The organism is Mycobacterium sp. NGS11, assembly GCF_059813315.1.
The window spans coordinates 113308-135087 of sequence record NZ_JCALEJ010000007.1 but is presented as its reverse complement, the minus strand read 5'-3'; the positions used below and the strand labels follow the sequence as shown (position 1 = coordinate 135087).

Below are 21780 nucleotides of genomic sequence, written 5' to 3'. Positions count from 1 at the left end.
GGATCAGATGCCGCCGCGCGTCACCAGTTGCCGGGCAATCACATTTCGCTGGATCTCGTTCGTGCCTTCGCCGACGATCATCAACGGTGCGTCCCGAAAGTAGCGTTCGACGTCGTATTCGGTGGAATAGCCGTATCCGCCGTGTATTCGCACCGCGTTCAGCGGGATCTCCATGGCGACCTCGGAAGCAAACAATTTCGCCATGCCGGCTTCCATGTCGCAGCGTTCGCCACTGTCGTACCGCTCGGCGGCATACCGGGTGAGCTGGCGGGCCGCGGTGAGTTTGGTGGCCATGTCGGCCAGGTAGTTACCGATCGACTGGTGCTGCCAGATCGGCTGGCCGAAGCTCTCCCGCTGCTGGGCATAAGCCAGCGCGTCCTCGAGCGCCGCGGTGGCCACCCCCAGGGCACGAGAGGCCACCTGGATACGTCCTGTCTCGAGTCCCTTCATCATCTGCGAAAAGCCTTCGCCCGCAACGCCTCCCAGCAACGCCGTGCGGGGTGTCCGGAAGTTGTCGAACGACAGCTCGCACGACTCGACGCCCTTGTAGCCCAGCTTCGGCAGGTCCCGCGACACCGTCAGGCCCGGGCCGTGCTCGACGAGCACGATCGAGATGCCCTTATGGCGCGGCGTGGCATCCGGATCGGTCTTACACAGCCGCGCGATCAGTCCGGAACGGCGCGCGTTGCTGATCCAGGTCTTGGATCCGTTGATCACCAGCCTGTCGGCGTCGGGCAGCGCGGTGGTCGTCATGTTCTGCAGATCCGAGCCGCCGCCGGGCTCGGTCAGCGCCATGGTGGCGCGCACCTCTCCGCTGGCCATCCGCGGCAGGTAAGTCCGCTTCTGATCCTCGGTGCCGAACAGCGTCAGCAGTTTGGCGACAACGGTGTGCCCGCCCATCGCACCGGCCAGGCTCATCCAGCCGCGCGCCAGTTCCTCGGTGACTCGCACGTAGCACGGCATGGACACCGGCGACCCGCCGTATTCCTCCGGAACGGCCAGGCCGTAGATGCCGATCCGCTTCATCTGGTCGATCCACGCCTCGGGGTAGGTGTTGGCGTGCTCGACCTCGCGAATGCTCGGTTTGACGTCGCGGTCGATGAACGCCCGCACCGTGGCGACCAGCATCTCTTCTTCGTCGTTCACCTGCGATCACCTTCCAGCCCTGATGGTGGCGACCCGCTTCGCCCGGCTTCGCCGCACTCGCGATCGCCACGAAGTTGACCCTCGATTCCACAGCCTGCCAGCATGGGGCGTTGTGACGAGTGACGGGTATGCGGGGATTCGCGAGGGGGGACCCTACTTCGACGACCTGTCGGTTGGGCAGGTGTTCGACTGGGCGCCGTCGATGACGTTGTCGTCGGGGCTGGCCGGCGCCCATCAGGCCATCGTGGGCGACCGGTTGCGCCTGGCGCTGGACGCTGACCTGTGCGGCGCGGTGACGGGCCTACCGGCGCCGCTGGCCCACCCGGGGCTGGTGTGCGACGTGGCGATCGGGCAGTCGACGTTGGTGACCCAGCGGGTCAAGGCCAACCTGTTTTATCGCAACCTGGTGTTCCACCGGTTCCCGGTGATCGGCGATTCCCTCTACACCCGCACCGAAGTGGTTGGGCTGCGCGCGAATTCGCCCAAGCCGGGCCGGGCGCCGACGGGCCTTGCGGCGCTGCGGATGATCACGATAGACCAGGCCGATCAGCTGGTGCTCGACTTCTACCGCTGCGGCATGCTGCCCGCCAGTCCGGATTGGCGGCCGCAGGACGGGCCCGACGACGATCTGTCGGCCATCGGCGCCGACGTGCCCGGCCCGGCCCACGATCCGACCGCGCAGTGGGACGGAAAGGTGTTCCGCGACAAGGTGCCCGGGCCGCACTTCGATGCCGGCTTGGCGGGCTCGGTGTTGCACAGCACCGCCGACGTGGTCAGCAGCGCACCCGAACTGGCCCGGCTCACCCTGAATATCGCTGCCACGCATCACGATTCGCGAGTCGGTGGGCGCCGGCTCGTGTACGGCGGGCATACCATCGGGCTGGCTTTGGCGCAGGCGAGCAGGCTGCTGCCCAATCTGGTCACGGTGCTGAGCTGGCAGTCCTGCGACCACACCGGACCCGTGCACGAGGGCGACACCCTTTACAGCGAGTTGCACATCGAATCCGCGGAGCCGGCCGATCACGGCGGCGTGTTGGGGCTGCGGTCGCTGGTGTACGCCGTCGGCGACGCAGAACCGGACCGTCCGGTGCTGGACTGGCGGTTTCACGCGCTGCAGTTCTGAGGCCGCCGTGCGCCACGCGCACAATGGGGTCGTGAGCTCGGCCGCAACCAACTGGGGGAGCAGCGGGCTGGCCTACTTGACCGGCCTGCCCGACGGTCCCGCCGACTTCTCCCGCGCCAACGTGCTGGCCCGCGCGCACCAGGCCGCGACGGCCATCGGCGGCGGACTGGGTATCGACGTGGACGCGGTGAGCCTGCTGACCGGGCGGGCCGCACTGCTGGGGCTGACTCGTCGCGGTCGGGTGTCGCCGGGTGGCGGCACCCGCTTGTTCGCCGCCCGGGACGGCTGCTGCGCGCTCACCCTCTCGCGGCCCGACGACCTCGCCGCCGTCCCGGCACTGCTGCAGGTCGACGACGTCGACGCCGACCCGTGGCCGGTGTTGGGGCGCTGGGTGGCGGCCCGTCCGGTGGCCGAGATCGTCGAGCGGGCGGCGCTGCTCGACCTTCCGGTGGCGGGCCTCGGCGAGGCGGCGCCCGCGTCGCCGCGGATACGCGTGACAGGACCGCGGTCGGCGCCGCGCGTGCCACCGGATCTGCTGGTGGCCGACCTGTCCTCGATGTGGGCGGGGCCGCTGTGCGGGCGGCTGCTGGCCCGCGCCGGAGCGACCGTTGTGAAGGTCGAAAGCCCGCGCCGCCGGGACGGTACCCGGGCCGGCCATCCGGCCTTCTTCGATTGGATCAACGGCCAAAAGCTCTGTTACGAAGCCGATTTCGATAGTCAGGCCGACGGACTGCGTGATCTGCTCGCGGCCAGCGACGTCGTCATCGAGGGCTCGCGTCCCGCGGCGCTGGCGCGCCGGGGCCTCGGACCAGACGACGTCGCCCCACGCGCGGGCCGAATCTGGTTGCAGATCACCGGATATGACGGCCGCCGGCCGGGATTCGGGGACGACACCGCGGTGGCCGGCGGACTGGTCGGCACCAGCGCCGGCGGACCGGTGTTCTGCGGCGACGCCATCGCCGACCCGTTGACCGGGCTCGAGGCGACGCTCGCGGTGGCCGAATCCCTGGCCCGCGGTGGCGGCGAGTTGATCGGCGTGTCCATGGCCGGGGTCGCCGCGACCTACGCGGCCCTGCCGGTCGAGGCGCCGGCGTCGTCGGCGCCGGTGTCTGCACCGTCGGCCCCGCCGGCGTCGGGTCCGGCATCCGGGCCGGGCGCCGACAACGCGGCGGTGCGCCATTTGGTGAGCCAAAGGCGCGTGCTGTCATGCTGATTCAGCGGGCAACCCTGCTGGACGGCACCACGACAGACATCCGGGTGGGCGCGCTGATCGAGGAGATGGCGCCGCCGGGGGAGGGTCTGGTGCCCCGGGCGGGCGAGGGTGTGCTGTACGCGGGCGGCGGCGCCGTCCTGCCCGGGCTACACGACCACCATGTGCACGTGCGTTCTGCGGCCTCGGCGCTCGATTCGTTCTTCGTCGGGCCGCCGGGGGTCAGCAACGCGTCGCAGCTCACGCAATTGCTCGCGAACGCCACCCCGGGACCCGACGGCTGGATTCGCGCTGTGGGATACCACGATTCGGTTGCCGGAGAACTCGATCGGGGCACCCTCGACGCCATCGTTTCGCACGTGCCGGTGCGCATTCAGCACCGCAGCGGGGCGCTGTGGATCCTCAATTCCGAGGCGCTGGGCCGCGTCGGCCTGGCCGATCATCCCGATGGGCGGCTGCGCAGCGCCGACCGGGGCTGGTCGCTGGCGCTGCAGCGGCGCGAAACCGATCTGGCCGAATTGAGCCGCCGGATCACCGCGACCGGTGTCACCGGCGTCACGGACGCGACCCCCGATCTCGATGCCGACGACATGGAGTCGCTGACGGCGGCGCACCAGCGCGGCGAGTTCCGGCCCCGGCTGAGTTTCCTGTCGCCGGGCAAGAAGATCCTGCACGACGACCGCCTCGACCTCGATGCCCTCACGGAATGGATTGCGCGCCAACATGACAGTGGACAACCGGTCGCGGTGCACTGCGTGACCGCGGCACAGCTGGTGGTGGCCCTAGCGGCGCTGCGCGCGGCCGGCGGCCATCCGAAGGACCGCATCGAACACGCCGCCGTGGTGCCCGACGACAACCTGGCCGACCTGGCCGACCTCGGGGTCACGGTGGTGACGCAGCCCAACTTCGTCGCCGAGCGCGGCGATCAGTACCTCGCCGAAGTCCCCGTCGCCGAGCACGATCAGCTGTGGCGCGTCGCCTCCCTGCGCTACGCGAGGGTGCAGGTCGCGCTGTCCACCGACATGCCGTTCGGCCATGGCGACCCATGGACGGCGATGCGCGCCGCGGTCCACCGCACCACTCCGCGGGGCGCCGTGCTGGGGGCGCGCGAATGTGTCTCTGCGCGAGAGGCTTTGACGATGTTTCTGGGCAGGGCCGATCAGCCCGGCCGGCCGCGCACAGTGGAGATCGGGCAGCCGGGTGACCTGTGCGTGCTCAACGAGCCGCCGGCTACGGCGCTGGCGGCCTTGGACGCGGGGCTGGTGGCGGCCACCGTCATCGGTGGCGAGCTGGTGTACTTCGCGATGTGAGCCGGATCAAGCGGCGGGGGCCAACGCCGCCCGAAGACTGTCGCATTGGCTGTCGAAAAAACGCTGGGACACTTGGGCTTTCGGCAAAATCAGGTCGAAACCGTGGAAGGCGCCCGGAATGGTTTCCACCTGGCACGGCACCCCCGCGGCGCGCAGGCGCTCGGCGTAGGCCAGGTCTTCGTCGTGGAACAGGTCATGCGTGCCCACCCCGATCCAGGCCGGCGGCAATCCGCCCAGGTCGTCGCGGCGGCCGGGGACTGCCACCTGCGGGTCGGCGTCGCCCAGGTACGCCGCCCAGCCGAACCTGTTGCTGCGGTTGTCCCACAGCCGGTAGTTCGCATTGGGCGCGGTGGCCGAACTGCGGTCGTCGAGCATGGGATAGGTCAGCAGCTGGAACGCCGGGCTCACCTCGGCGCGGTCGCGGGCCAGCAGGGCCAGGGCCGCCGCGAGCCCACCGCCGGCGCTGGCGCCGCCGATGGCGATGCGGTAGCGGTCCACCGATGGCAGGCCGGCCAGCCAGGTGAGTGCCGCATAGCAGTCTTCCAGCGGGGTGGGATAGGGATGTTGGGGCGCCAGGCGGTATTCGACCGAGGCGACGGTGATGCCCAACCGCCTGCTGAATCGGCTGCAGAGCCGGTCGTCCTGCTGGGCGGTGCCGATCACGTATCCGCCACCATGGATCCACAACAGCGCAGGGGTGGCCTCGGTGGCCCCCGCGGGCCGGAACAGCCGGACGCCGGCCCCGGAACCGAGCGTGATCGCCTCGACGCCGGCGACGGGCTTGCCGAGGCGCCCCCGCCACGCCGACCCCACCCGCATCAGCGGCAGGGTGCGCGGACTGACGAGCCGCCGCGGAGCGAAGCGGGCAAATCGCTGCAGGTCGGGATGAACATCGTTGTTCGTCACCGGACAAGTATCGCCGACGCGGAAAATCAAGGGACGGCGATGCGTGGCCTGCCGTACCCACTAGGACTCCAGGAGGCAGCGTGACCGTCGACAATCCCCGGCTGGCTTCGCGGTTGGTCGATACGGCTCTCGGGGCGATCCGGGTGCAGGTGAGTGCGGGGACCGGGCCCGCCGTCCTGATGTGGCCCAGCCTGTTGATGACTGGCGATCTGTGGGCCGGCCAGGCCGCACGCTTCGGCGACTCCCACCGCCTGGTGCTGATCGATCCGCCCGGCCACGGGCGCAGTGCGCCGCTGCGCGCGATGTTCAGCTTCACCGACTGCGCGCGCTGCGTCGTCGAACTACTGGACGGCCTCAACATCGACAGGGCGCATTTCGTCGGCAACTCGTGGGGCGGGATGATCGGCGGCACCTTCGCCGCCCTCTACCCCGACCGCGTCGACCGCGCGGTGCTGATGAATTGCACGGCCTCGAAAGCGCCTGTCGCGCAACAGGTGCAGTACGCCGCCATGCTCCGGGTGGCGAGGCTGCTGGGCGGCATCCGGCCGCCGCTGACCCGCTCGGCCGTCCGCGCCTTCTTGGGCCCGACGACGCTGCGCACCCGCCCGGACGTGGTGGCGACCGTGCGGGCAGCCGTGCAGTCGGTGAACACCGATTCGGTCCGTTGGGCGGTGCGCAGCGTGGTGTCCGCCCGACCCGACCAGCACGCCCTGCTGGGTCGCGTCACGGCCCGGGTGCTGGTGGTCGCGGGCGCTGAAGACGCCACCTTCCCGGTGGCCGAGACGCGGGCGATGGCCGACTCCATTGGCGGCGCATCCTTCACCGTGCTCGACGGGGTGGCCCACCTGGCGGCGCTGGAAGGTCCCGCGCGGGTCAACGAGCTGCTGGACGCATTCCTGTTCGGCTGATTTGGACAGGATTCGCAGCGGCGAAAAGCCCTGCCGGCGGCCATGATTCGGGCGCTATCGGTTGCGCGGTGACCACGCCCGTCTGCCGCCGATCGCCGCCGTGGGTGAACCACGCCCGGCGCTGCAACGTAGCCGCAGGAAGGGCCTCGAAAGAGAGGGGGATTAACCGAGCCACGATCGGGGTATCGGAGCAGTGCTGGCGCACGTGCTTGCCGTCAGCTTGTTGGGGTTTGCCGGTACGTCGCCGCAACGTCCTTCGGGGGGACCGAGCGCCGGTGCGCCGCCCGATCGGCCAGGACGCGAGGGACGTGAAATGCTTGGGCAACTCTACGATCGGGCACTCGGCGGCGAGCGATGTTGGATCCGTCATGACGACGGCGAACTGCGGCCACTGCCGACGCACAAATGGTTGGGTGTGCGATGTCCCGGTGATGGATCTGGTGGCGCCTTCGACGAAATCTTCGACGAAGCCGTCACGCAGATGTGCACCGGGCCGACGATCGAGTTGGGCTGCGGCCCGGGCCGATTGGTGGCGAGGCTGATCCGGCGGGGCATCCCGGCGCTCGGCATCGACCGGTCCGCGACCGCGATTCAGCTGGCGGGCCGCGGCGGTGCGCCGGCCCTGTTGGGCGATGTGTTCGAGCCGCTGCCGGGAATGGGCCTGTGGCAGACGGTTTTGCTGGTCGATGGCAATGTCGGGCTGGGTGGGGATCCGCTGCGAATTCTCCGGCGCGCCTTCGAACTGCTGGCCCGCGGTGGCCGTTGCATTGCCGAATTCGACGCCGAGGCCATCGGGATCTGTTCGCGATGGGTCCGGCTGGAGGCGTCGGGCGAGGTCGGCCCCTGGTTTCGCTGGGCATCCGTCGGGGTGGACAGCGCTGCCGCGCTGGCCGCGCAGGTGGGGCTCACGCTGACCGGCGTCAGCCTGGTCGGTGGCCGGGTGATCGCCGACCTGACGGTCAGGTAAGCGTGTCGTACACAGCAACATGCGTCGCAGGCTGAAAACCGCGAAAGGCGGTTCAAGCAGCGTAAATACCGCCTGCAACGAGCGCACTGGGCAAAGCGTTTTCGCTGCCATCGCCCGTTCGACGGAAACGTCAGTTTGTCAATCGCAGTGAGGGGTACAGTCCCCTCCATGACGGTGACTGGACCGGGCATTACCAATTGCGTGAAATGGTTGCTGCGGGCCCGCCCCGGCGACTATGCGCTGGCGTTGAGCGTGGCGGGGACTTCGCTGCCCGTGGTCGGCAAGCATCTCGAACCCCTGGGTGGCCTGACCGCCATGGGCGTCTGGGGAGCCCGGCACGCTCCGGAGGCGATCTCCGCGGCGACCAGGGACTGGTTCACGCCGGGAATCAACGACGTACGCCGCCGCGACCGCGAGAGCACCCAACGGGTATCCCTCGCCGCGCTACGCGGGGTCGTGTCGGCAGCCGATCTCGAGAGGGACTGGCCCGTCGCCGCAAAGACACCGCCGATCTGGGCGGGCCTGCGCCAGCGCCGCTATCTCTACCGCCGCGCCGTGCACTACGGCGACCACCCCGATCAGGTGCTCGACGTCTGGCGGCGCCAAGACCTGCCCGCGCAGCCCGCGCCGGTCCTGATCTTCCTGCCGGGCGGCGCCTGGGTGCACGGCAAGTGCATGGGTCAGGGTTCGGCGCTCATGTCGCGGCTCGCGGAGCAGGGCTGGGTGTGCCTGGCGGTCAACTACCGCGCCGCCCCGCACCACCGCTGGCCACGCCACATCATCGACGTCAAAACCGCCATCGCCTGGGCACGAGCCAACGTCGACAAGTTCGGCGGTGACCGCGATTTCGTGGCGATAGCGGGATGTTCGGCCGGCGGCCACTTGTGCGCGCTGGCCGGGCTCACGCCCGACGATCCGCAGTTTCAGGCCAAGCTGCCCGAGGGCGCGAACACCTCCGTGGACGCGGTCGTCGGGATCTACGGCCGCTACGACTGGGAGGACCGCTCGACGCCGGAGCGCGAACGGTTCGTCGAGTTCCTGGAGCGCATCGTGGTGAAGAAGTCGATCGCGCGGCGCCCCGACATCTTTCACGACGCATCGCCGATCGCGCGTGTGCACCGCAACGCGCCGCCCTTCCTGGTCATTCACGGCAGCAAAGACTCGGTGATACCCGTCGAACAGGCACGCAGCTTCGTCGAGCGGCTCCGGGCGGTGTCGCATTCGATGGTCGGCTACCTCGAATTCCCCGGCGCCGGCCACGGGTATGACCTCGTCGACGGCGAGCGAGCCGGCGCCGCCGCGCACGTCACCTCGTTGTTCCTCAACCAGATCTACCGCACCAAGACACGCGTCGGGGCTAAAGAGGTCATCTGAACGTCGCCGCTGAGTATGGTCCCTCTATGGGCAAGGGGCAGCGGTGAAGAGGCTTAGCGGGTGGGACGCCGTACTCCTGTACAGCGAAACGCCGAACGTCCACATGCACACCATCAAAGCGGCCGTGATCGAGCTGGACGCCGACCGCCGCTCGCTGAACGTCGACACGTTTCGTGAAGTCATCGCCGGGCGGCTGAACAAGCTCGATCCGTTCTGCTACCAGCTCGTCGAGGTGCCGCTGCACTTACACCACCCGATGTGGCGAGAGAACTGCGACCTGGACCTGGACTATCACATCCGCCCCTGGCGGGTGTCGCCGCCAGGGGGCCGGCGCGAACTGGACGAGGCCATCGGGCAGATCGCCAGCACGCAACTCGACCGCAGCCGTCCGCTGTGGGAGATGTACTTCGTGGAGGGTTTGGCCAACAACCGGATCGCGGTCGTCGGCAAAATCCATCACGCGCTGGCCGACGGCGTCGCGTCCGCGAACCTGTTGGCCCGGGGCATGGACCTGCAGCCCGGCCCGGAGGGCGGTCCGTACGTGTGCGACCCGGCGCCCACCACGCGGCAGCTGATGGCATCGGCATTCGCCGACCACATGCGCCATGTCGGAGCGCTGCCCCACACCTTCCGCTACACCGCCCAGGGCCTGGGCCGGGTGCGCCGCAGCTCCCGCAAACTCTCCCCGGAACTGACGCGGCCGTTCGAGCCGCCGCCGACCTTCATGAACCACAAGATCACCCCGGAACGGCGGTTCGCGACCGCCACCCTGGCCCTGGCCGACGTCAAGGAGACCGGCAAGCGGCTCGGGGCGACGATCAACGACATGGTGCTGGCCATGGCGACCGGCGCCCTGCGCACCTTGTTGTTGCGATACGACGGCAAGGCCGAACCGCTGCTCGCGTCGGTGCCGATGAGTTTCGACTTCTCGCCCGAACGGATCTCGGGCAATCGCTTCACCGGCGTACTGGTGGGCCTGCCGACGAACTCCGACGATCCGCTGGAGCGGGTGCGGTGCTGCCACGAAAACGCCATCGCCGCAAAGGAAAGCAACCAGCTGATGGGGCCGGAGCTGGTCAGCAGGTGGGCGGCCTACATGCCCCCGGCGCCCACCCAGGCCTTCTTCCGCTGGGCCTCCGGTCGCGACGGACACAACAAGATCCTCAACCTGAACATCTCCAACGTGCCCGGCCCCCGGGAACGCGGCCGGGTGGGCGGTGCGCTGGTCACCGAGATCTATTCGGTGGGCCCATTGACCGCCGGCAGCGGCCTCAACATCACCGTGTGGAGTTACGTCGATCAGCTCAACATCTCAGTGCTCTCGGACGGCTCCACGCTCGAGGACCCGCACGAGGTTTCCGACGCCATGGTCGCCGACTTCATCGAGATACGCAGGGCCGCAGGGCTTTCCGAGAACCTAACGGTCATCGAAGCGGCAATGGCCCCGGCGTGATCGACACGGATTCCTGGCCGACTCGGCGTTGGCGGTAAGCCGAATCTCTTTGGGCTGTTAACGCCATTTCCGCCGACCGTTACCATCGGTCCGACAGCAGCTATCCCAGAGCCACCGATCCGTGTAAGGAGCCGCGGCACCGTGAGCAGTGGAAATCAAGAGGCCGGCACCGAAGAACCCGAAGTTCTGGTCGAACAACGGGATCGAATCCTCATCATCACGATCAACCGGCCCAAGGCCAAGAATGCGGTCAACTCCGCGGTGGCCAATGGCCTGGCCGCGGCCGTGGATCGGCTCGACAACGAGACCGGCCTCTCGGTGGGCATCCTGACCGGCGCGGGCGGTTCGTTCTGCGCCGGCATGGACCTCAAGGCCTTCGCCCGCGGCGAGCTTCCCATCGTCGAGGGCCGGGGTATGGGCTTCACCGAGCGGCCCCCGGTCAAGCCGCTGATCGCCGCGGTGGAGGGCTACGCGCTGGCCGGCGGCACCGAGCTGGCCTTAGCCACCGACCTGATCGTGGCCTCGAAGGACGCCGCGTTCGGCATTCCTGAAGTCAAGCGTGGGCTGGTCGCCGGTGGCGGCGGGCTGCTGCGGCTGCCGCAGCGCATCCCGTCCGCGATCGCCATGGAACTGGCGCTGACCGGCGAGAACCTGAGCGCCGAGCGCGCGCATGCGCTGGGCATGGTGAACGTGCTGGCCGAGCCGGGCGCCGCGCTGGACGCCGCGATCGAGCTGGCCGAAAAGATCGCGGCGAACGGGCCGCTCGCGGTGGCGGCCACCAAGCGGATCATCGTCGAGTCCCGGGGCTGGAGCCCCGACGAGATGTTCGCCGAGCAGAACAAGCTGCTGACTCCGGTGTTCTCCTCCAACGACGCCAAGGAGGGTGCCATCGCGTTCGCCGAGAAGCGCCCACCCAAGTGGACGGGCACCTAATCGGTCAGATAGCGCTGCAGCGTCGGCCCCAGCCAGCCGACGAGGTCCTCGACGGTGGTCGACGCGAGTGGCTCTATCTTCAGCTGGTAGCGCGCGAAAGCGAGCCCGGCCAGATGGCTTGCCACCAGCTCGACCCGTAGCTCGGCATCGGCCACCCCGAATTCTTTCGCGACCCGCGTGGCGATTGGGCCGGCGAGACTGTCGTGCAACACTTTTCGCGCCTCGGGGTGCATCGCCGCCGAGCGCCACAGCGTCAGGAACGGTTCGAAGACGGCGCCTTCCTCCCAGTGCTCGAGGAAGCGCCGCGCCAGCCTTTCGCCGATCCGTTGGGTGCCCTCGTCGAGCAGCGTGGCCAGCTGGTGCAACGGATGCTCGGGACCGGTCAGCGTGGACGCGGTGAACAGGCCTTCCTTATTGCCGAAAAAGTAGTAGACCATCGCGACGTCCACACCGGCGTCGGCCGCGATCGCGCGGACGGTGGCCCGGTCGTACCCGTCGCGCATGAAGCGTTCGCGCGCCGCGTCGATGATGCGCTGGCGGTTCAGTTGACCGGTGCGCCACCGGCCGGGACGCCGCGCTCCTGGCATGCGCGCCAGGATACTTCAACAAGCGTTGGCAAATCTCGCCGTGCGGCGTACGTTAGTTGTTGAACGGAGGTTGAAGTTTCGACACGGAGGAGGTCTTCCATGGAGACGAGCACACGACGACGCCTTTGGTGGCGACACCTGATGTCCGTCCTGCTGTTCCCGGTGACGGTGACGCTCGTGGTGCCGGCCCTGATCGTCTTTCCGGCAGGCGTGCGCGCGCCGCACCTGGATGCCGCGCTGACGGCCGGACTGATCACTGTCGGCTTTCTACTGATCGCCGCCGGCGTGGCTCTGATGATCTGGACAAACGTGCTGTTCGACCGAGTGGGCGAGGGGACGCTTGGGCTGGGAGATGTGATGGGAGAGCCGCTGCATCTGGTCGTGCGGGGCCCCTACCGGCATGTGCGGAACCCGATGATCACCGGTGTGCTGTGCATCCTGCTCGGCGAGGCGGCCGTCACCGCGTCGGGCTCGCTATTGCTCTGGTTCGCAATCTTTTTCACGTTCCAGGCGATCGCCATTCGGTTCTGGGAGGAGCCCCATCTGACCGAGCGCTATGGCGGTGAATACGTCGACTATCGGGCCAACGTGCCACGCTGGATCCCGCGGGTCTCGGCCTGGGATCCGCCCGTAAGTCGCTGAGGCGGTGGCGAAGCGCCCCGGCACTGATCGAATTTTGGTTTCCTGTCCGTTCGCTGTTGACGAGGGCTCAAACGGCCGTGCCGTCAGAGCCGACGGACCCGCCGTGACCAGGGCGCCTGTCACGCGGCAAGCTCGGCATCGGGGGACAACCCGGCTGAGTTACACTGCAGGCGAGATTTGTAAAGGGCCGGGAATCCAGAAAGATCGAGGATGAGCATTTCGTTGCTGCTGGAGATGGCCGCATCGGGCAACGCCGAACGCACGGCGGTGGTATCCGGAGACCTGCGGCTGACAACACAACAGCTCAGCGAGCTCGCCGACGGCGGCGCGGGGGTGATCGCCGGGTCGAATGCCAAGCATGTCGCGTACGTTGGCACCGGCGGCGCGATGCTGCCGGTGCTGATCTTCGCCGCGGCGCGCGCCGGGGTGACCTTCACCCCGATCAATTACCGGCTTTCCGCCGAGGGGATCCAGGCGCTGATCGAGCGGCTGCCCGACCCGTTGGTGATCGTCGACAGTCGCTACCGCGACGCCGTCGGCGACGTGTCGGACCGGATGATGGTGTCCGACGATTTCCTGGCGGCCGCGCGCACCGCCGAACCGGCCACTGAAGGCCTCGCGTTCCCCGATCCGGACTCCGTCGCGATCGTGCTGTTCACCTCGGGCACCACGTCGCAGCCCAAGGCCGTCGAACTCTCGCACAACAACCTGACCAGTTACGTCACCGGCACGGTGGAATTCGGGGCGGCCTCCGAGACCGACGCCGCCCTGATCTGCGTGCCGCCGTATCACATCGCCGGGATCAGCGCCGCGCTGTCGAATCTCTATGCCGGCCGCAAGATGGTGTACCTGCCGAATTTCGATGCGCGGGAATGGGTTCGGCTGATCAACGCCGAGAAGGTGACCACCGCGACGGTGGTGCCGACCATGCTGGACCGCATCGTCACCGTGCTGGAGAACGGCGACGGGACGGCCATCGAACTGCCGTCGTTGCGCAACCTGGCCTACGGCGGCTCCAAGGTCGGGCTGCCGCTGGTCCGCCGTGCACTCGAGCTGCTGCCCGACGTGGGCTTCGTCAACGCGTACGGCCTGACCGAGACCAGCTCGACGATCGCGGTGTTGACGCCCGACGACCATCGCGCGGCGCAGGCGGCGGATACGCCCGATGTCGCCCGCCGGCTGGGATCGGTGGGCCAAGCCGTCGCCGGCATCGAGCTGCAGATCCGCGACGAGGCCGGCCATGTGCTGCCGCCGGGTGCGACGGGCGAGCTGTTTGTGCGGGGCGAGCAGGTGTCGGGCCGCTACACCGGGATCGGTTCGGTGCTCGACGAAAACGGCTGGTTTCCCACCAAGGACATCGCCATGCTCGACGACGAGGGCTACCTGTTCATCGGCGGGCGCAGCGACGACACCATCATCCGCGGCGGCGAGAACATCGCGCCCGCCGAGCTGGAAGAGGTCCTGGTCGAGCACCCCCACGTGCGTGACGTCGCCGTGGTTGGTGTCGAGGACCCGCAGTGGGGGCAGGCGATCGTCGCGGTGGTGGTGCCCGCCGCGGGCGTGGAGCCCGACCCCGAAGAATTGCGCGACTTCGTCCGCAAGAGTTTGCGCGGATCGCGCACTCCCGACGAGGTAGTGTTTCGCGACGAGCTGCCCACCACCGCCACCGGCAAGGTCTTGCGGCGGGAGATCATCCAGACCCTGACCGGATTGCGCGCCGCGCCGGCCCAGCAGTAAGCGATCAAGGACGGAAATCAATGATCAAGAACGGAACTCGTCTCGCCAGCCAGGTCTGTGACACCCAGGTGATCGTCGTCAGAAGTTCCGACAGCCTGGACGATCTGCGGTGTGGGGGTGCGCCGATGGTGCCGGTCGGTGGTGAGCGGTCGGGCGAACTGGACCCGGCGTTCGCCGGCGGCACGGTGATGGGCAAGCGCTACGTCGACGAAACCGGTGCCGAGGTACTGGTGACCAAGCCGGGTGCGGGAAGCCTGAGCATCGGGCAAACCGCCCTGCAGCTCAAAGAGGTCAAGCCGTTACCGGCCAGCGACTGAGCCGCCCTGCTTTCCGGAAATCTTGTTCCGGGCAACGAATTCCTTTGCCTTGATCAGGAATTCGAGCTGCTCACCCACCTGGTGTAGCGGGCCCGCATTGCGCGTGGAGCGGGAGAGCACGATGGCGCCCTCCAGCGCGGCGATCGACATGACGGCCAGCGACGCGGCATCGGCCTGGTCGAAGCCGTCGTTGACGAATGCCCGGGTGAGCGCGGTGCACCAGCGGCCCAGGATCGCGCCGGCCTCGGTGGAGAGCTTCGGGCCGTCGCCGTCCGAACAGCCGATCGCCGCCGCCACGACCGGGCAGCCGGCGGTGAATCCGCCCTCGGTGAGCAGCCGCTCCCAGAACCCGACGAATTCCTGCAACAACACCCGGGCGCCCCGGCCGGCGGCCTCGTCGATGATGGCCGTGATCGAGTCACCGGAGTACCGCAGTGCCTCGGTCAGGATCTGGTTGCGCCCGTCGGGAAAGTGGTAGTAAACCGAACCGCGTGGGGCGCCGCTGCGGGCGAGCACGGCGTCGATGGTGACGCCCGCGGCTCCTCGTTCGCGCATCACCTCGGCGGCGCTGGCCAACATTTTCGTCCGGGTGCCCCCACGTTTCGCCGGGGCTTGGTCCGGCGCGGCCTTCCCGATAGTCGGCGTTCGAGTACCTTCCATGGCCCGACTCATGCAGCGTGCGAGTGCCGCAACGCCGGCCAGTGCATTTGGCGTGGGGTGAAGCGAAATGTGCGGCGCCGCAAGTCCGGCATCTCGCGGGTGAATTGGTAGCCGGCGACGTTGAGCTCGATGATCCACATGATGTTCTCCCGGCCTGTGTAGGGCCCTAGATTATGCTATGAACCATATAAGACATTTGTAAATTAATCTATTTCTCAGGCGCGGTGTGACGTAAGTCGCAGAATCTTCTGCCTGGTGGACGAGGCCGCCGCTTACGTGCACTTAAACAAGTCCGAGATTATGTCTTATTGCATAATTCATAGATTTCCGCTTCACTGGGCGGATGGTCAGCAGCCCCGAGCCCCCGCCCCTGCCGGAACTGGACACCGTGGCGCTGCGGCGCGACGGCCATGTCCTACTCATCGGGCTGAACCGACCGCACAAACGCAACGCGTTCGACCGGGCGATGCTCGCCGACCTTTCCCGCGCCTACGGCGTGCTGGAGTCCGATCCCTCGGTGCGGGCCGGCGTGCTGTTCGCGCAGGGCGACCACTTCACCGCAGGTCTGGATCTGGTCGACGTCGGCCCGGGGATCGCGAGCGGGGAGCTGTCCTTTCCGGACGATGGCCGCGATCCCTGGCGCCTCGACGGCACCTGGACCACGCCACTGGTCGCCGTGGCGCACGGCTGGTGCATGACGCTGGGCATCGAGTTGTTGCTGGCCGCAGACATCCGCATCGCGGCGACCGGCACCCGGTTCACACAGCTGGAGGTGCAGCGCGGGATCTATCCGTTCGGCGGTGCGACGATCCGCCTGCCCCCAACCGCCGGGTGGGGCAACGCGATGCGCTGGCTGCTCACCGGCGAGGAGTTCGACGCCGCCGAGGCGCACCGCATCGGACTGGTCCAGGAGGTGGCCGACGACGCCGCGGCGGGCCTGGCCCGGGCTCGCGACATCGCGCACACCATCGCCGATCGCGCCGCGCCGCTGGGTGTGCGGGCGACGCTGGAGTCGGCCCATCTGGCGCGCGATCGCGGGGAAGCTGCGGCGATCGAACGGCTACGCCCGGCCGTCATCGAACTCTTCGCCAGCCAGGACGCCGCCGAGGGAGTGCAGTCGTTCGTCGAACGTCGCGACGCCCAGTTCTACGGCCGCTGACCGGGCTCGAGCGTCACGCGAGCGTGGTGCGGGACGCCGCGCGTCACCCTGGCGTGACACTGCGCGTCAAGCCCTAGCTTTCGACGGTGTAGCCCATCGGCATCAGCACGCTCTTCTGTTGCGTGAAGTGCTCGACGCCCTCGGGCCCGTTCTCGCGGCCGATGCCGGAGTTCTTGTAACCGCCGAACGGGCAGCACGGGTCGAACGCATACCAGTTGATGGCGTAGGTCCCGGTGCGGATCTTCTCCGAGATCTCGATGCCCTTGGGAATGTCGGTGGTCCACACGCTGCCGGCCAAGCCATACGCCGAGTCGTTGGCGATCTTGATCGCGTCCTCCTCGGTGTCGAACGGGATGATGCTCAGCACCGGCCCGAAGATCTCCTCCTGGGCGATCGTCATCTTGTTGTCGACGTCGGCGAAGACGGTGGGCTGCACGAAGAAGCCGCTGTCCAGGCCCTCGGGACGGCCACCGCCGCACACCAGCCGGGCGCCCTCCTCGATGCCCTTGGCGATGTAACCCTCGACGCGGGCGCGCTGCTTCTCCGAGATCAGCGACCCGATCTGGGCGGCCGGGTCCGACGGCGGCCCAACCGGTAGCGCCTGCACGAATTGACTGACCGCATCCACGATTTCGTCGTAGCGCGAGCGGGGCGCCAGGATGCGGGTCTGGCCCACGCAGGCCTGCCCGGTGTTCATGATGCCGGAGAACACCAGCATCGGGACCGCCGACGCCAGGTCGACGTCCTCGAGGACGATCGCGGCCGACTTACCGCCGAGCTCGAGCGTGCACGGCTTGAGCATTTCCGCGGCGCGCCGGCCGATCTCCTTGCCGACGCCGGAGCTGCCGGTGAACGTGAACAGGTCGACGTCTGGGTTGGAGGTCAGCGCCTGGCCGGTCTCGATGCCGCCGGGCACCACCGACAGCACGCCTTCGGGCAGGCCGGCCTCGACGAAGATGTCCGCCAAAGCATTTGTGGTCAAAGGTGTTTCGGCGGCCGGCTTGAGCACTACGGTGCAGCCGGCCAGCAACGCGGGGCCCAGCTTGTTGACCGCCAGGAACAGCGGCACGTTCCAGGCCACGATCGCGCCGACCACGCCGATCGGCTCGCGGTGCACGATGGTCTGTCCGTAGGAGCCGTTGCGGATCTCGCGCCACTTGACCTGGTCGACGGCCGGGCCGGCGAAGAAGTTCATCGCGCCCATCGAGCCCATCCAGTGCATCGTCTCGATGGTGGTCGGCGGCTGGCCGGTCTCGCCGGCGAGCAGCGCGCTCAGCAGCTCCTTGCGCTCCTCCATCAGCTTGGCGGCGTTGGCGATGACGGCCGCGCGTTCCTTCGGCGGCGTCGTGGGCCAGGGGCCGTTGTCGAAAGCGGCGCGGGCCGCGGCGACCGCCGCGTCGACGTCGGCCGCTGCCGCCAGGGGCGCCTTGCCGAAGTACTCACCGGTGGCCGGACAGCGCACCTCGATCACCTTGGAGGTCGACGGCTCCGTCCACTTGCCGCCGATGAAAAGCTTGTCGTATTCGGTCTTGATGTCGGTCATGTTCCGCCGCTCCTCCTCATTGCTCCGCGCTGCATCGTCGCCGCGGGCATGCGCGCCACCCTACCCAAGCCAGAGCAAAACGAGAACACGTTTCACTATTGGGGTTGCAGGACCAGCACCAGATTGCTCACCAGGAACTCGCGCAGCACCGGCACACCCGTCAGCCACCATGCCCATCGTGGGTGGTAGCGGGGAAATGCGGCTACCAGGGCCCCGGTGTTCTCGGCCCAGCTCAGCCCCTCCGCCACCGACACCCCAAACAACGACGACCCGTAGTCGTTTTTGGGTCGGTGGCCGTGTTTGCGGGCGTAGCGCGCGGCGGCGCGGGCGCCGCCGAGGTAATGGGCCAGGCCCGTCTCGTGACCGCCGAACGGCCCCAGCCAGACGGTGTAGGACAGCACGGCCAGCCCGCCCGGCCTGGTCACCCGCAGCATCTCGGCGCCGAGCTGCCAGGGCCGCGGCACGTGCTCGGCGACGTTGGAGGACAAGCAGATGTCCACGGAGTCCTCGGCGAAGGGCAGCGCCATTCCCGAGGCCCGCACGAAGGTCCCCGTCCGGGCGGCGACGGCGGGCCCGGCCGCATGCATCTCGCTGGGGTCGGGTTCGACCCCGACATAGCGCAGGCCGGCATCGGTGAAGGCCGCCGCGAAGTAACCCGGGCCGCCGCCGACGTCGAGCAGCGTGCGGCCGCAAAGCGGCTCGCCGTGGGCGGCCCGCCACAGGTCGCTCACCATGGCCGCCGTGTCGGCCGCCAGGGCGCCGTAGAAGCGGGCCGGATCCGGCTGCTCGTAGCGAAACTCCGACAGCAGCCGCATGGAGCGGGCCAGCGTCGCCCGGCGCGCGAAGATGTCGGTGGCCGCCACCGGCCACACCCTACGGATGTGTGGCGCTGCCCGATGCACATCCTCGCCGGTTAGGCTGACGACCGATGTCTTCCTTGCGCTCCGTGCTGCTGCTGTGCTGGCGCGATACCGGGCACCCCCAGGGCGGCGGCAGCGAAGCGTATTTGCAGCGCATCGGCGCGCAGCTGGCCGCATCGGGAATCGCCGTCACGCTGCGCACCGCCCGCTACCCCGGGGCGCCGCGCCGGGAGGTCGTCGACGGCGTGCGAATCAACCGGGCCGGCGGCCGCTACTCGGTGTACGTCTGGGCCCTGCTGGCGATGGCCTCGGCGCGGCTGGGGCTCGGGCCGCTGCGCGCGGTGCGGCCCGACGTGGTCGTCGACACCCAGAACGGCCTGCCTTTCCTGGCCCGGCTGATCTATGGCCGCCGCACGGTGGTGTTGGTGCACCACTGCCATCGCGAACAGTGGCCGGTGGCCGGGCCCGTGCTCGGCCGGCTCGGCTGGTTCGTCGAGTCGACGCTGTCGCCGCGGGTGAACCGGCACAACCAGTACGTCACGGTGTCGCTGCCGTCCGCGCGCGACCTGGTGAGCCTGGGCGTCAACGGCGCGCAGATCGCGGTGGTGCGCAACGGTCTTGACCGCGCGCCCGCGCAGTCGCTGACGGGCCCGCGGTCGGCCGCGCCGCGGGTGGTGGTGCTGTCGCGGCTGGTGCCGCACAAGCAGATCGAGGACGCCCTGGAGGCCGTCGCGCGGCTGCTGCCGCGGATCCCGGGGCTGCACCTGGACATCGTCGGCGACGGCTGGTGGCGCGACCGGCTCGTCGAGCACGTGCGGCGGCTCGGCATCGGTTCGGCGGTGACGTTCCACGGGCATGTCGACGACGTGACCAAACACCATGTCCTGCAACGGGCGTGGGTGCACCTGTTGCCCTCCCGCAAGGAGGGCTGGGGTCTGGCCGTCGTGGAGGCGGCCCAGCACCGGGTGCCGACCATCGGCTACCGGTCCTCGGGCGGCCTGTCGGACTCGATCGTCGACGAGGTGACCGGGATCCTGGTGGACAGCCACGCCGAGCTGGTGGACCGGCTCGAAGAACTGATCGCCGATCCGGTGCTGCGCGACCAACTGGGCGCCAAGGCGCACACCCGCAGCGGTGAATTCTCCTGGACGCAGAGCGCGGACGCGATGTGCGGCGTACTGGAAGCCGTACGGGCCGGCCGCATGGTCGGCGGGCTAGTCACCGGGCGGGACTGAGCGGGTGCGGCGACGCCACGCGCCGATCATCGCGCCGGCGCCACCGCCGATCAGCATCGTCAGCCACGCGAGATGTGCGACCATCGTCGCCGTCCGCCGCCCGGCCGCCACCCCGGCGGTCTGACCGCCGATCCGGTAGAGCGCAATCTCGTGGTCGCGATAGGCGGGGGCCACCGCGTTCAGCGTGCGCGCGGCCGCCCCCATGTCGCCCGCGCTGTCGGATTCCACCACCAGCCAGGCCACGCCCGCAGCGGCCAGCGCCGCCGGATCGGATCCGGACAGCAGGAGCTCCTGCACCGCCCGGGCGTGCGCTCCCTCCCCGGCAATGGTGGTCCCCGAGATCACCAAATCACCGGTGCTGAGCACGTCGGCACGCACCCAGCGGGGCAGCGGGTCCAACACCGGCGCCGGGCCCGACCAGGAGAACAGCCGCATGGTGCCGGCGGGCAGCACCGCGACCGCCCCCGGCTGGGCATCGATCACCGCGGCGACGGCGGTCCAGCCGCGCGGATAGCACACCGGCGCCACCTTGCCGAACACACCCCAGGCCAGGTCGGGCAGGGCCAATAACAGCGTCAGGCAGCAGACCAGCGCCGGGGCGGCGCTCGAGGAAAGCCGTAGCCACCGGCGCAGCGTCACCACCGCACCGGCACCCGCCAGGGCGTAGCCGGGCACCGCCAGCGCTACCCACTTCTGGCCGTCACGCAGCAACCCGAAACCGGGCACGGCGTCGACCACCGCGCTCAGCAGCGCCACGCCCGGGCCAGTCGCCAGCGCCGCCGGCACGAGCACGGACACCGCCGCCAGCACCAGCAGCGGCACCACCGCCGGGCGCCGGATGATCGTCGGTAGGCCCGCCGCCACCACCCCCAGCAGCACCACGGCCGAGAACACCGCGAAAAGCGTTGTGCGCGAACCTGGTACTGCGTCGCCGTTCCAGATGCCGCCGAGACTGGCCAGGCTGGCCAGGGTGCCCAGCCCGGGCTCGGCGCGCGGCGCGAACGCCTCGACCCCGAGCCGGTTCGCCGCCGTGTGGGCGGTCAGCGACGATCCCGCCACCGACGCCGTCAGCCAAGGCAGCGCCGCCACCAGCGCGGCACCCGACGCCGCCGCGGCGCACCACCGGCGCGACCGGCCGGTACCGGGCGCCGCCGCGCAAACCAGCGCCACCGTCGCGGCCAGCAGTAGCCCGGTCGGGGTCAGCCCGGCCAGCGCGACCCAGAAGGCCAGCCCGCAGAACACAGACCGGTTCGCCGCCGTCGTCCGCAGCGCCAGGACTGCCGACGCCACCCAGGGCAGACAGCCGTAACCGACCAACAGGCTCCAGTGCCCCTGCAGAAGCCGTTCGGCGACATAGGGATTCCAGATCGCCACGGTGGTGCCGACGAACTGGCCGGAAGCGCCCGCGCACGGCAGCGCAACCGCGATCAGCCGGGCCGCCCCCCACCCCGCCAACCACAGCCCGAGAATCAGCAGGGCCTTGACGACGATGCCGCCGTCGACCAGATGGGAGGCCAGCGCCACCGCGAAGTCCTGGGGTGTGGCGCGCGGCGCCGCCGTCAGCCCCAGCGCGGTGTCGGAGAGATACGACCGCGGCGTCGACACCGCGTCGCGCAACAGCAGGTAACCGGGCGCCAGGACCGGCCCAACCACCAGCAGCGCCAAGACCAGTGCGTACCCGGGCCGGGTCCAGCGCACGGTCAACGCATC

At 69.2% G+C, this 21780-nt stretch carries 21 protein-coding genes; 13 read left to right on the top strand and 8 right to left on the bottom strand.

Annotation, left to right across the window (positions count from 1 at the left end; genetic code table 11):
* Positions 1-3: 3 nt before the first annotated feature.
* The gene (locus AC5Y4T_RS11810) at positions 4-1146 is read right to left on the bottom strand and encodes an acyl-CoA dehydrogenase family protein (RefSeq protein ID WP_499953077.1); all 1143 of its coding nucleotides are present in this window, start codon (positions 1144-1146) and stop codon (positions 4-6) included.
* 112 nt (positions 1147-1258) lie between these two features.
* Between AC5Y4T_RS11810 and AC5Y4T_RS11805 the strand changes: the two genes are divergently transcribed.
* From AC5Y4T_RS11805 to AC5Y4T_RS11795, 3 genes are read left to right on the top strand one after another with little or no spacing between them, the layout of a single operon-like run.
* A complete protein-coding gene (locus AC5Y4T_RS11805; RefSeq protein WP_499953075.1) occupies positions 1259-2269 on the top strand; it encodes a MaoC family dehydratase in 1011 nt (336 codons plus the stop codon).
* Positions 2270-2300: 31 nt separating this feature from the next.
* Positions 2301-3482, top strand: coding sequence for a CoA transferase (locus AC5Y4T_RS11800; protein WP_499953072.1), 1182 nt, complete (start codon positions 2301-2303; stop codon positions 3480-3482).
* On the top strand, positions 3476-4789 hold the full coding sequence (locus AC5Y4T_RS11795; protein WP_499953069.1) for an amidohydrolase family protein: 1314 nt from the start codon (positions 3476-3478) through the stop codon (positions 4787-4789). The genes AC5Y4T_RS11800 and AC5Y4T_RS11795 overlap by 7 nt, the downstream gene beginning before the upstream one ends.
* A 6-nt stretch (positions 4790-4795) precedes the next feature.
* Here AC5Y4T_RS11795 and AC5Y4T_RS11790 read toward each other — a convergent pair whose 3' ends face one another.
* Positions 4796-5695 (bottom strand): alpha/beta hydrolase, encoded by a 900-nt coding sequence (locus AC5Y4T_RS11790; protein ID WP_499953066.1) that lies wholly within the window; start codon positions 5693-5695, stop codon positions 4796-4798.
* A 179-nt stretch (positions 5696-5874) separates the two neighbouring features.
* Between AC5Y4T_RS11790 and AC5Y4T_RS11785 the strand changes: the two genes are divergently transcribed.
* From AC5Y4T_RS11785 to AC5Y4T_RS11765, 5 genes are all read left to right on the top strand, one after another.
* Positions 5875-6603 carry an alpha/beta fold hydrolase gene (locus AC5Y4T_RS11785; RefSeq protein WP_499953164.1) on the top strand — a complete coding sequence of 243 codons (729 nt, stop codon included), beginning with the start codon at positions 5875-5877 and terminating at the stop codon, positions 6601-6603.
* 313 nt (positions 6604-6916) lie between these two features.
* A complete protein-coding gene (locus AC5Y4T_RS11780; RefSeq protein ID WP_499917743.1) occupies positions 6917-7570 on the top strand; it encodes a class I SAM-dependent methyltransferase in 654 nt (217 codons plus the stop codon).
* Positions 7571-7738: 168 nt separating this feature from the next.
* Positions 7739-8944 carry an alpha/beta hydrolase fold domain-containing protein gene (locus AC5Y4T_RS11775; protein ID WP_499953064.1) on the top strand — a complete coding sequence of 402 codons (1206 nt, stop codon included), beginning with the start codon at positions 7739-7741 and terminating at the stop codon, positions 8942-8944.
* Positions 8945-8987: 43 nt separating this feature from the next.
* Positions 8988-10397, top strand: a complete 1410-nt coding sequence (locus tag AC5Y4T_RS11770) for a WS/DGAT/MGAT family O-acyltransferase (protein WP_499917745.1) — start codon at positions 8988-8990, stop codon at positions 10395-10397.
* A gap of 141 nt (positions 10398-10538) precedes the next feature.
* Positions 10539-11330, top strand: coding sequence for a crotonase/enoyl-CoA hydratase family protein (locus tag AC5Y4T_RS11765; protein WP_499953061.1), 792 nt, complete (start codon positions 10539-10541; stop codon positions 11328-11330).
* Here the strand turns inward: AC5Y4T_RS11765 and AC5Y4T_RS11760 are convergent.
* Positions 11327-11917: a TetR/AcrR family transcriptional regulator gene (locus AC5Y4T_RS11760; protein WP_499953059.1), complete on the bottom strand. Its 591-nt coding sequence runs from the start codon at positions 11915-11917 to the stop codon at positions 11327-11329. The two genes, AC5Y4T_RS11765 and AC5Y4T_RS11760, sit on opposite strands and share 4 nt — an antisense overlap.
* A gap of 141 nt (positions 11918-12058) precedes the next feature.
* Here AC5Y4T_RS11760 and AC5Y4T_RS11755 point away from each other — a divergent pair, with 141 nt between their 5' ends.
* From AC5Y4T_RS11755 to AC5Y4T_RS11745, 3 genes are all read left to right on the top strand, one after another.
* A complete protein-coding gene (locus AC5Y4T_RS11755) occupies positions 12059-12559 on the top strand; it encodes a methyltransferase family protein (RefSeq protein ID WP_499953057.1) in 501 nt (166 codons plus the stop codon).
* Between the two features lie 210 nt (positions 12560-12769).
* Positions 12770-14296: a class I adenylate-forming enzyme family protein gene (locus tag AC5Y4T_RS11750; RefSeq protein ID WP_499953055.1), complete on the top strand. Its 1527-nt coding sequence runs from the start codon at positions 12770-12772 to the stop codon at positions 14294-14296.
* Between the two features lie 20 nt (positions 14297-14316).
* A complete protein-coding gene (locus AC5Y4T_RS11745) occupies positions 14317-14613 on the top strand; it encodes a hypothetical protein (RefSeq protein WP_499917748.1) in 297 nt (98 codons plus the stop codon).
* Here the strand turns inward: AC5Y4T_RS11745 and AC5Y4T_RS11740 are convergent.
* Positions 14596-15273: a TetR/AcrR family transcriptional regulator gene (locus AC5Y4T_RS11740; RefSeq protein ID WP_499953052.1), complete on the bottom strand. Its 678-nt coding sequence runs from the start codon at positions 15271-15273 to the stop codon at positions 14596-14598. The genes AC5Y4T_RS11745 and AC5Y4T_RS11740 overlap by 18 nt on opposite strands.
* Before the next feature lie 8 nt (positions 15274-15281).
* Positions 15282-15413, bottom strand: a complete 132-nt coding sequence (locus tag AC5Y4T_RS11735; RefSeq protein WP_499953049.1) for a hypothetical protein — start codon at positions 15411-15413, stop codon at positions 15282-15284.
* Positions 15414-15616: 203 nt separating this feature from the next.
* On the opposite strand from AC5Y4T_RS11735, the gene AC5Y4T_RS11730 reads away from it, so the two are divergent.
* Positions 15617-16432: a crotonase/enoyl-CoA hydratase family protein gene (locus AC5Y4T_RS11730; protein WP_499953047.1), complete on the top strand. Its 816-nt coding sequence runs from the start codon at positions 15617-15619 to the stop codon at positions 16430-16432.
* A 73-nt stretch (positions 16433-16505) separates the two neighbouring features.
* On the opposite strand, the gene AC5Y4T_RS11725 is transcribed toward AC5Y4T_RS11730, so the two are convergent.
* Positions 16506-17975: an aldehyde dehydrogenase gene (locus AC5Y4T_RS11725; protein WP_499917752.1), complete on the bottom strand. Its 1470-nt coding sequence runs from the start codon at positions 17973-17975 to the stop codon at positions 16506-16508.
* Positions 17976-18070: 95 nt separating this feature from the next.
* Positions 18071-18838, bottom strand: a complete 768-nt coding sequence (locus AC5Y4T_RS11720; RefSeq protein WP_499917753.1) for a class I SAM-dependent methyltransferase — start codon at positions 18836-18838, stop codon at positions 18071-18073.
* A 65-nt stretch (positions 18839-18903) separates the two neighbouring features.
* Here AC5Y4T_RS11720 and AC5Y4T_RS11715 point away from each other — a divergent pair, with 65 nt between their 5' ends.
* Positions 18904-20070, top strand: coding sequence for a glycosyltransferase family 4 protein (locus AC5Y4T_RS11715; protein ID WP_499917754.1), 1167 nt, complete (start codon positions 18904-18906; stop codon positions 20068-20070).
* Here the strand turns inward: AC5Y4T_RS11715 and AC5Y4T_RS11710 are convergent.
* Complete coding sequence (locus tag AC5Y4T_RS11710; RefSeq protein ID WP_499953161.1) at positions 20050-21768, bottom strand: MmpA family trehalose lipid delivery protein; 1719 nt, start codon at positions 21766-21768, stop codon at positions 20050-20052. The two genes, AC5Y4T_RS11715 and AC5Y4T_RS11710, sit on opposite strands and share 21 nt — an antisense overlap.
* Between the last annotated feature and the right edge of the window lie 12 nt (positions 21769-21780).

Bases quoted from the DNA above. Each gene is read 5' to 3' on its own strand.
- AC5Y4T_RS11795 (WP_499953069.1), top strand. From the start codon at position 3,476: ATGCTGATTCAGCGGGCAACCCTGCTGGACGGCACCACGACAGACATC.
- AC5Y4T_RS11785 (WP_499953164.1), top strand. From the start codon at position 5,875: ATGTGGCCCAGCCTGTTGATGACTGGCGATCTGTGGGCCGGCCAGGCC.
- AC5Y4T_RS11780 (WP_499917743.1), top strand. From the start codon at position 6,917: ATGCTTGGGCAACTCTACGATCGGGCACTCGGCGGCGAGCGATGTTGG.
- AC5Y4T_RS11775 (WP_499953064.1), top strand. From the start codon at position 7,739: ATGACGGTGACTGGACCGGGCATTACCAATTGCGTGAAATGGTTGCTG.
- AC5Y4T_RS11760 (WP_499953059.1), bottom strand. From the start codon at position 11,917: ATGCCAGGAGCGCGGCGTCCCGGCCGGTGGCGCACCGGTCAACTGAAC.
- AC5Y4T_RS11755 (WP_499953057.1), top strand. From the start codon at position 12,059: ATGTCCGTCCTGCTGTTCCCGGTGACGGTGACGCTCGTGGTGCCGGCC.
- AC5Y4T_RS11750 (WP_499953055.1), top strand. From the start codon at position 12,770: ATGAGCATTTCGTTGCTGCTGGAGATGGCCGCATCGGGCAACGCCGAA.
- AC5Y4T_RS11745 (WP_499917748.1), top strand. From the start codon at position 14,317: ATGATCAAGAACGGAACTCGTCTCGCCAGCCAGGTCTGTGACACCCAG.
- AC5Y4T_RS11740 (WP_499953052.1), bottom strand. From the start codon at position 15,273: ATGGAAGGTACTCGAACGCCGACTATCGGGAAGGCCGCGCCGGACCAA.
- AC5Y4T_RS11735 (WP_499953049.1), bottom strand. From the start codon at position 15,413: ATGTGGATCATCGAGCTCAACGTCGCCGGCTACCAATTCACCCGCGAG.
- AC5Y4T_RS11730 (WP_499953047.1), top strand. From the start codon at position 15,617: ATGGTCAGCAGCCCCGAGCCCCCGCCCCTGCCGGAACTGGACACCGTG.
- AC5Y4T_RS11725 (WP_499917752.1), bottom strand. From the start codon at position 17,975: ATGACCGACATCAAGACCGAATACGACAAGCTTTTCATCGGCGGCAAG.
- AC5Y4T_RS11715 (WP_499917754.1), top strand. From the start codon at position 18,904: ATGTCTTCCTTGCGCTCCGTGCTGCTGCTGTGCTGGCGCGATACCGGG.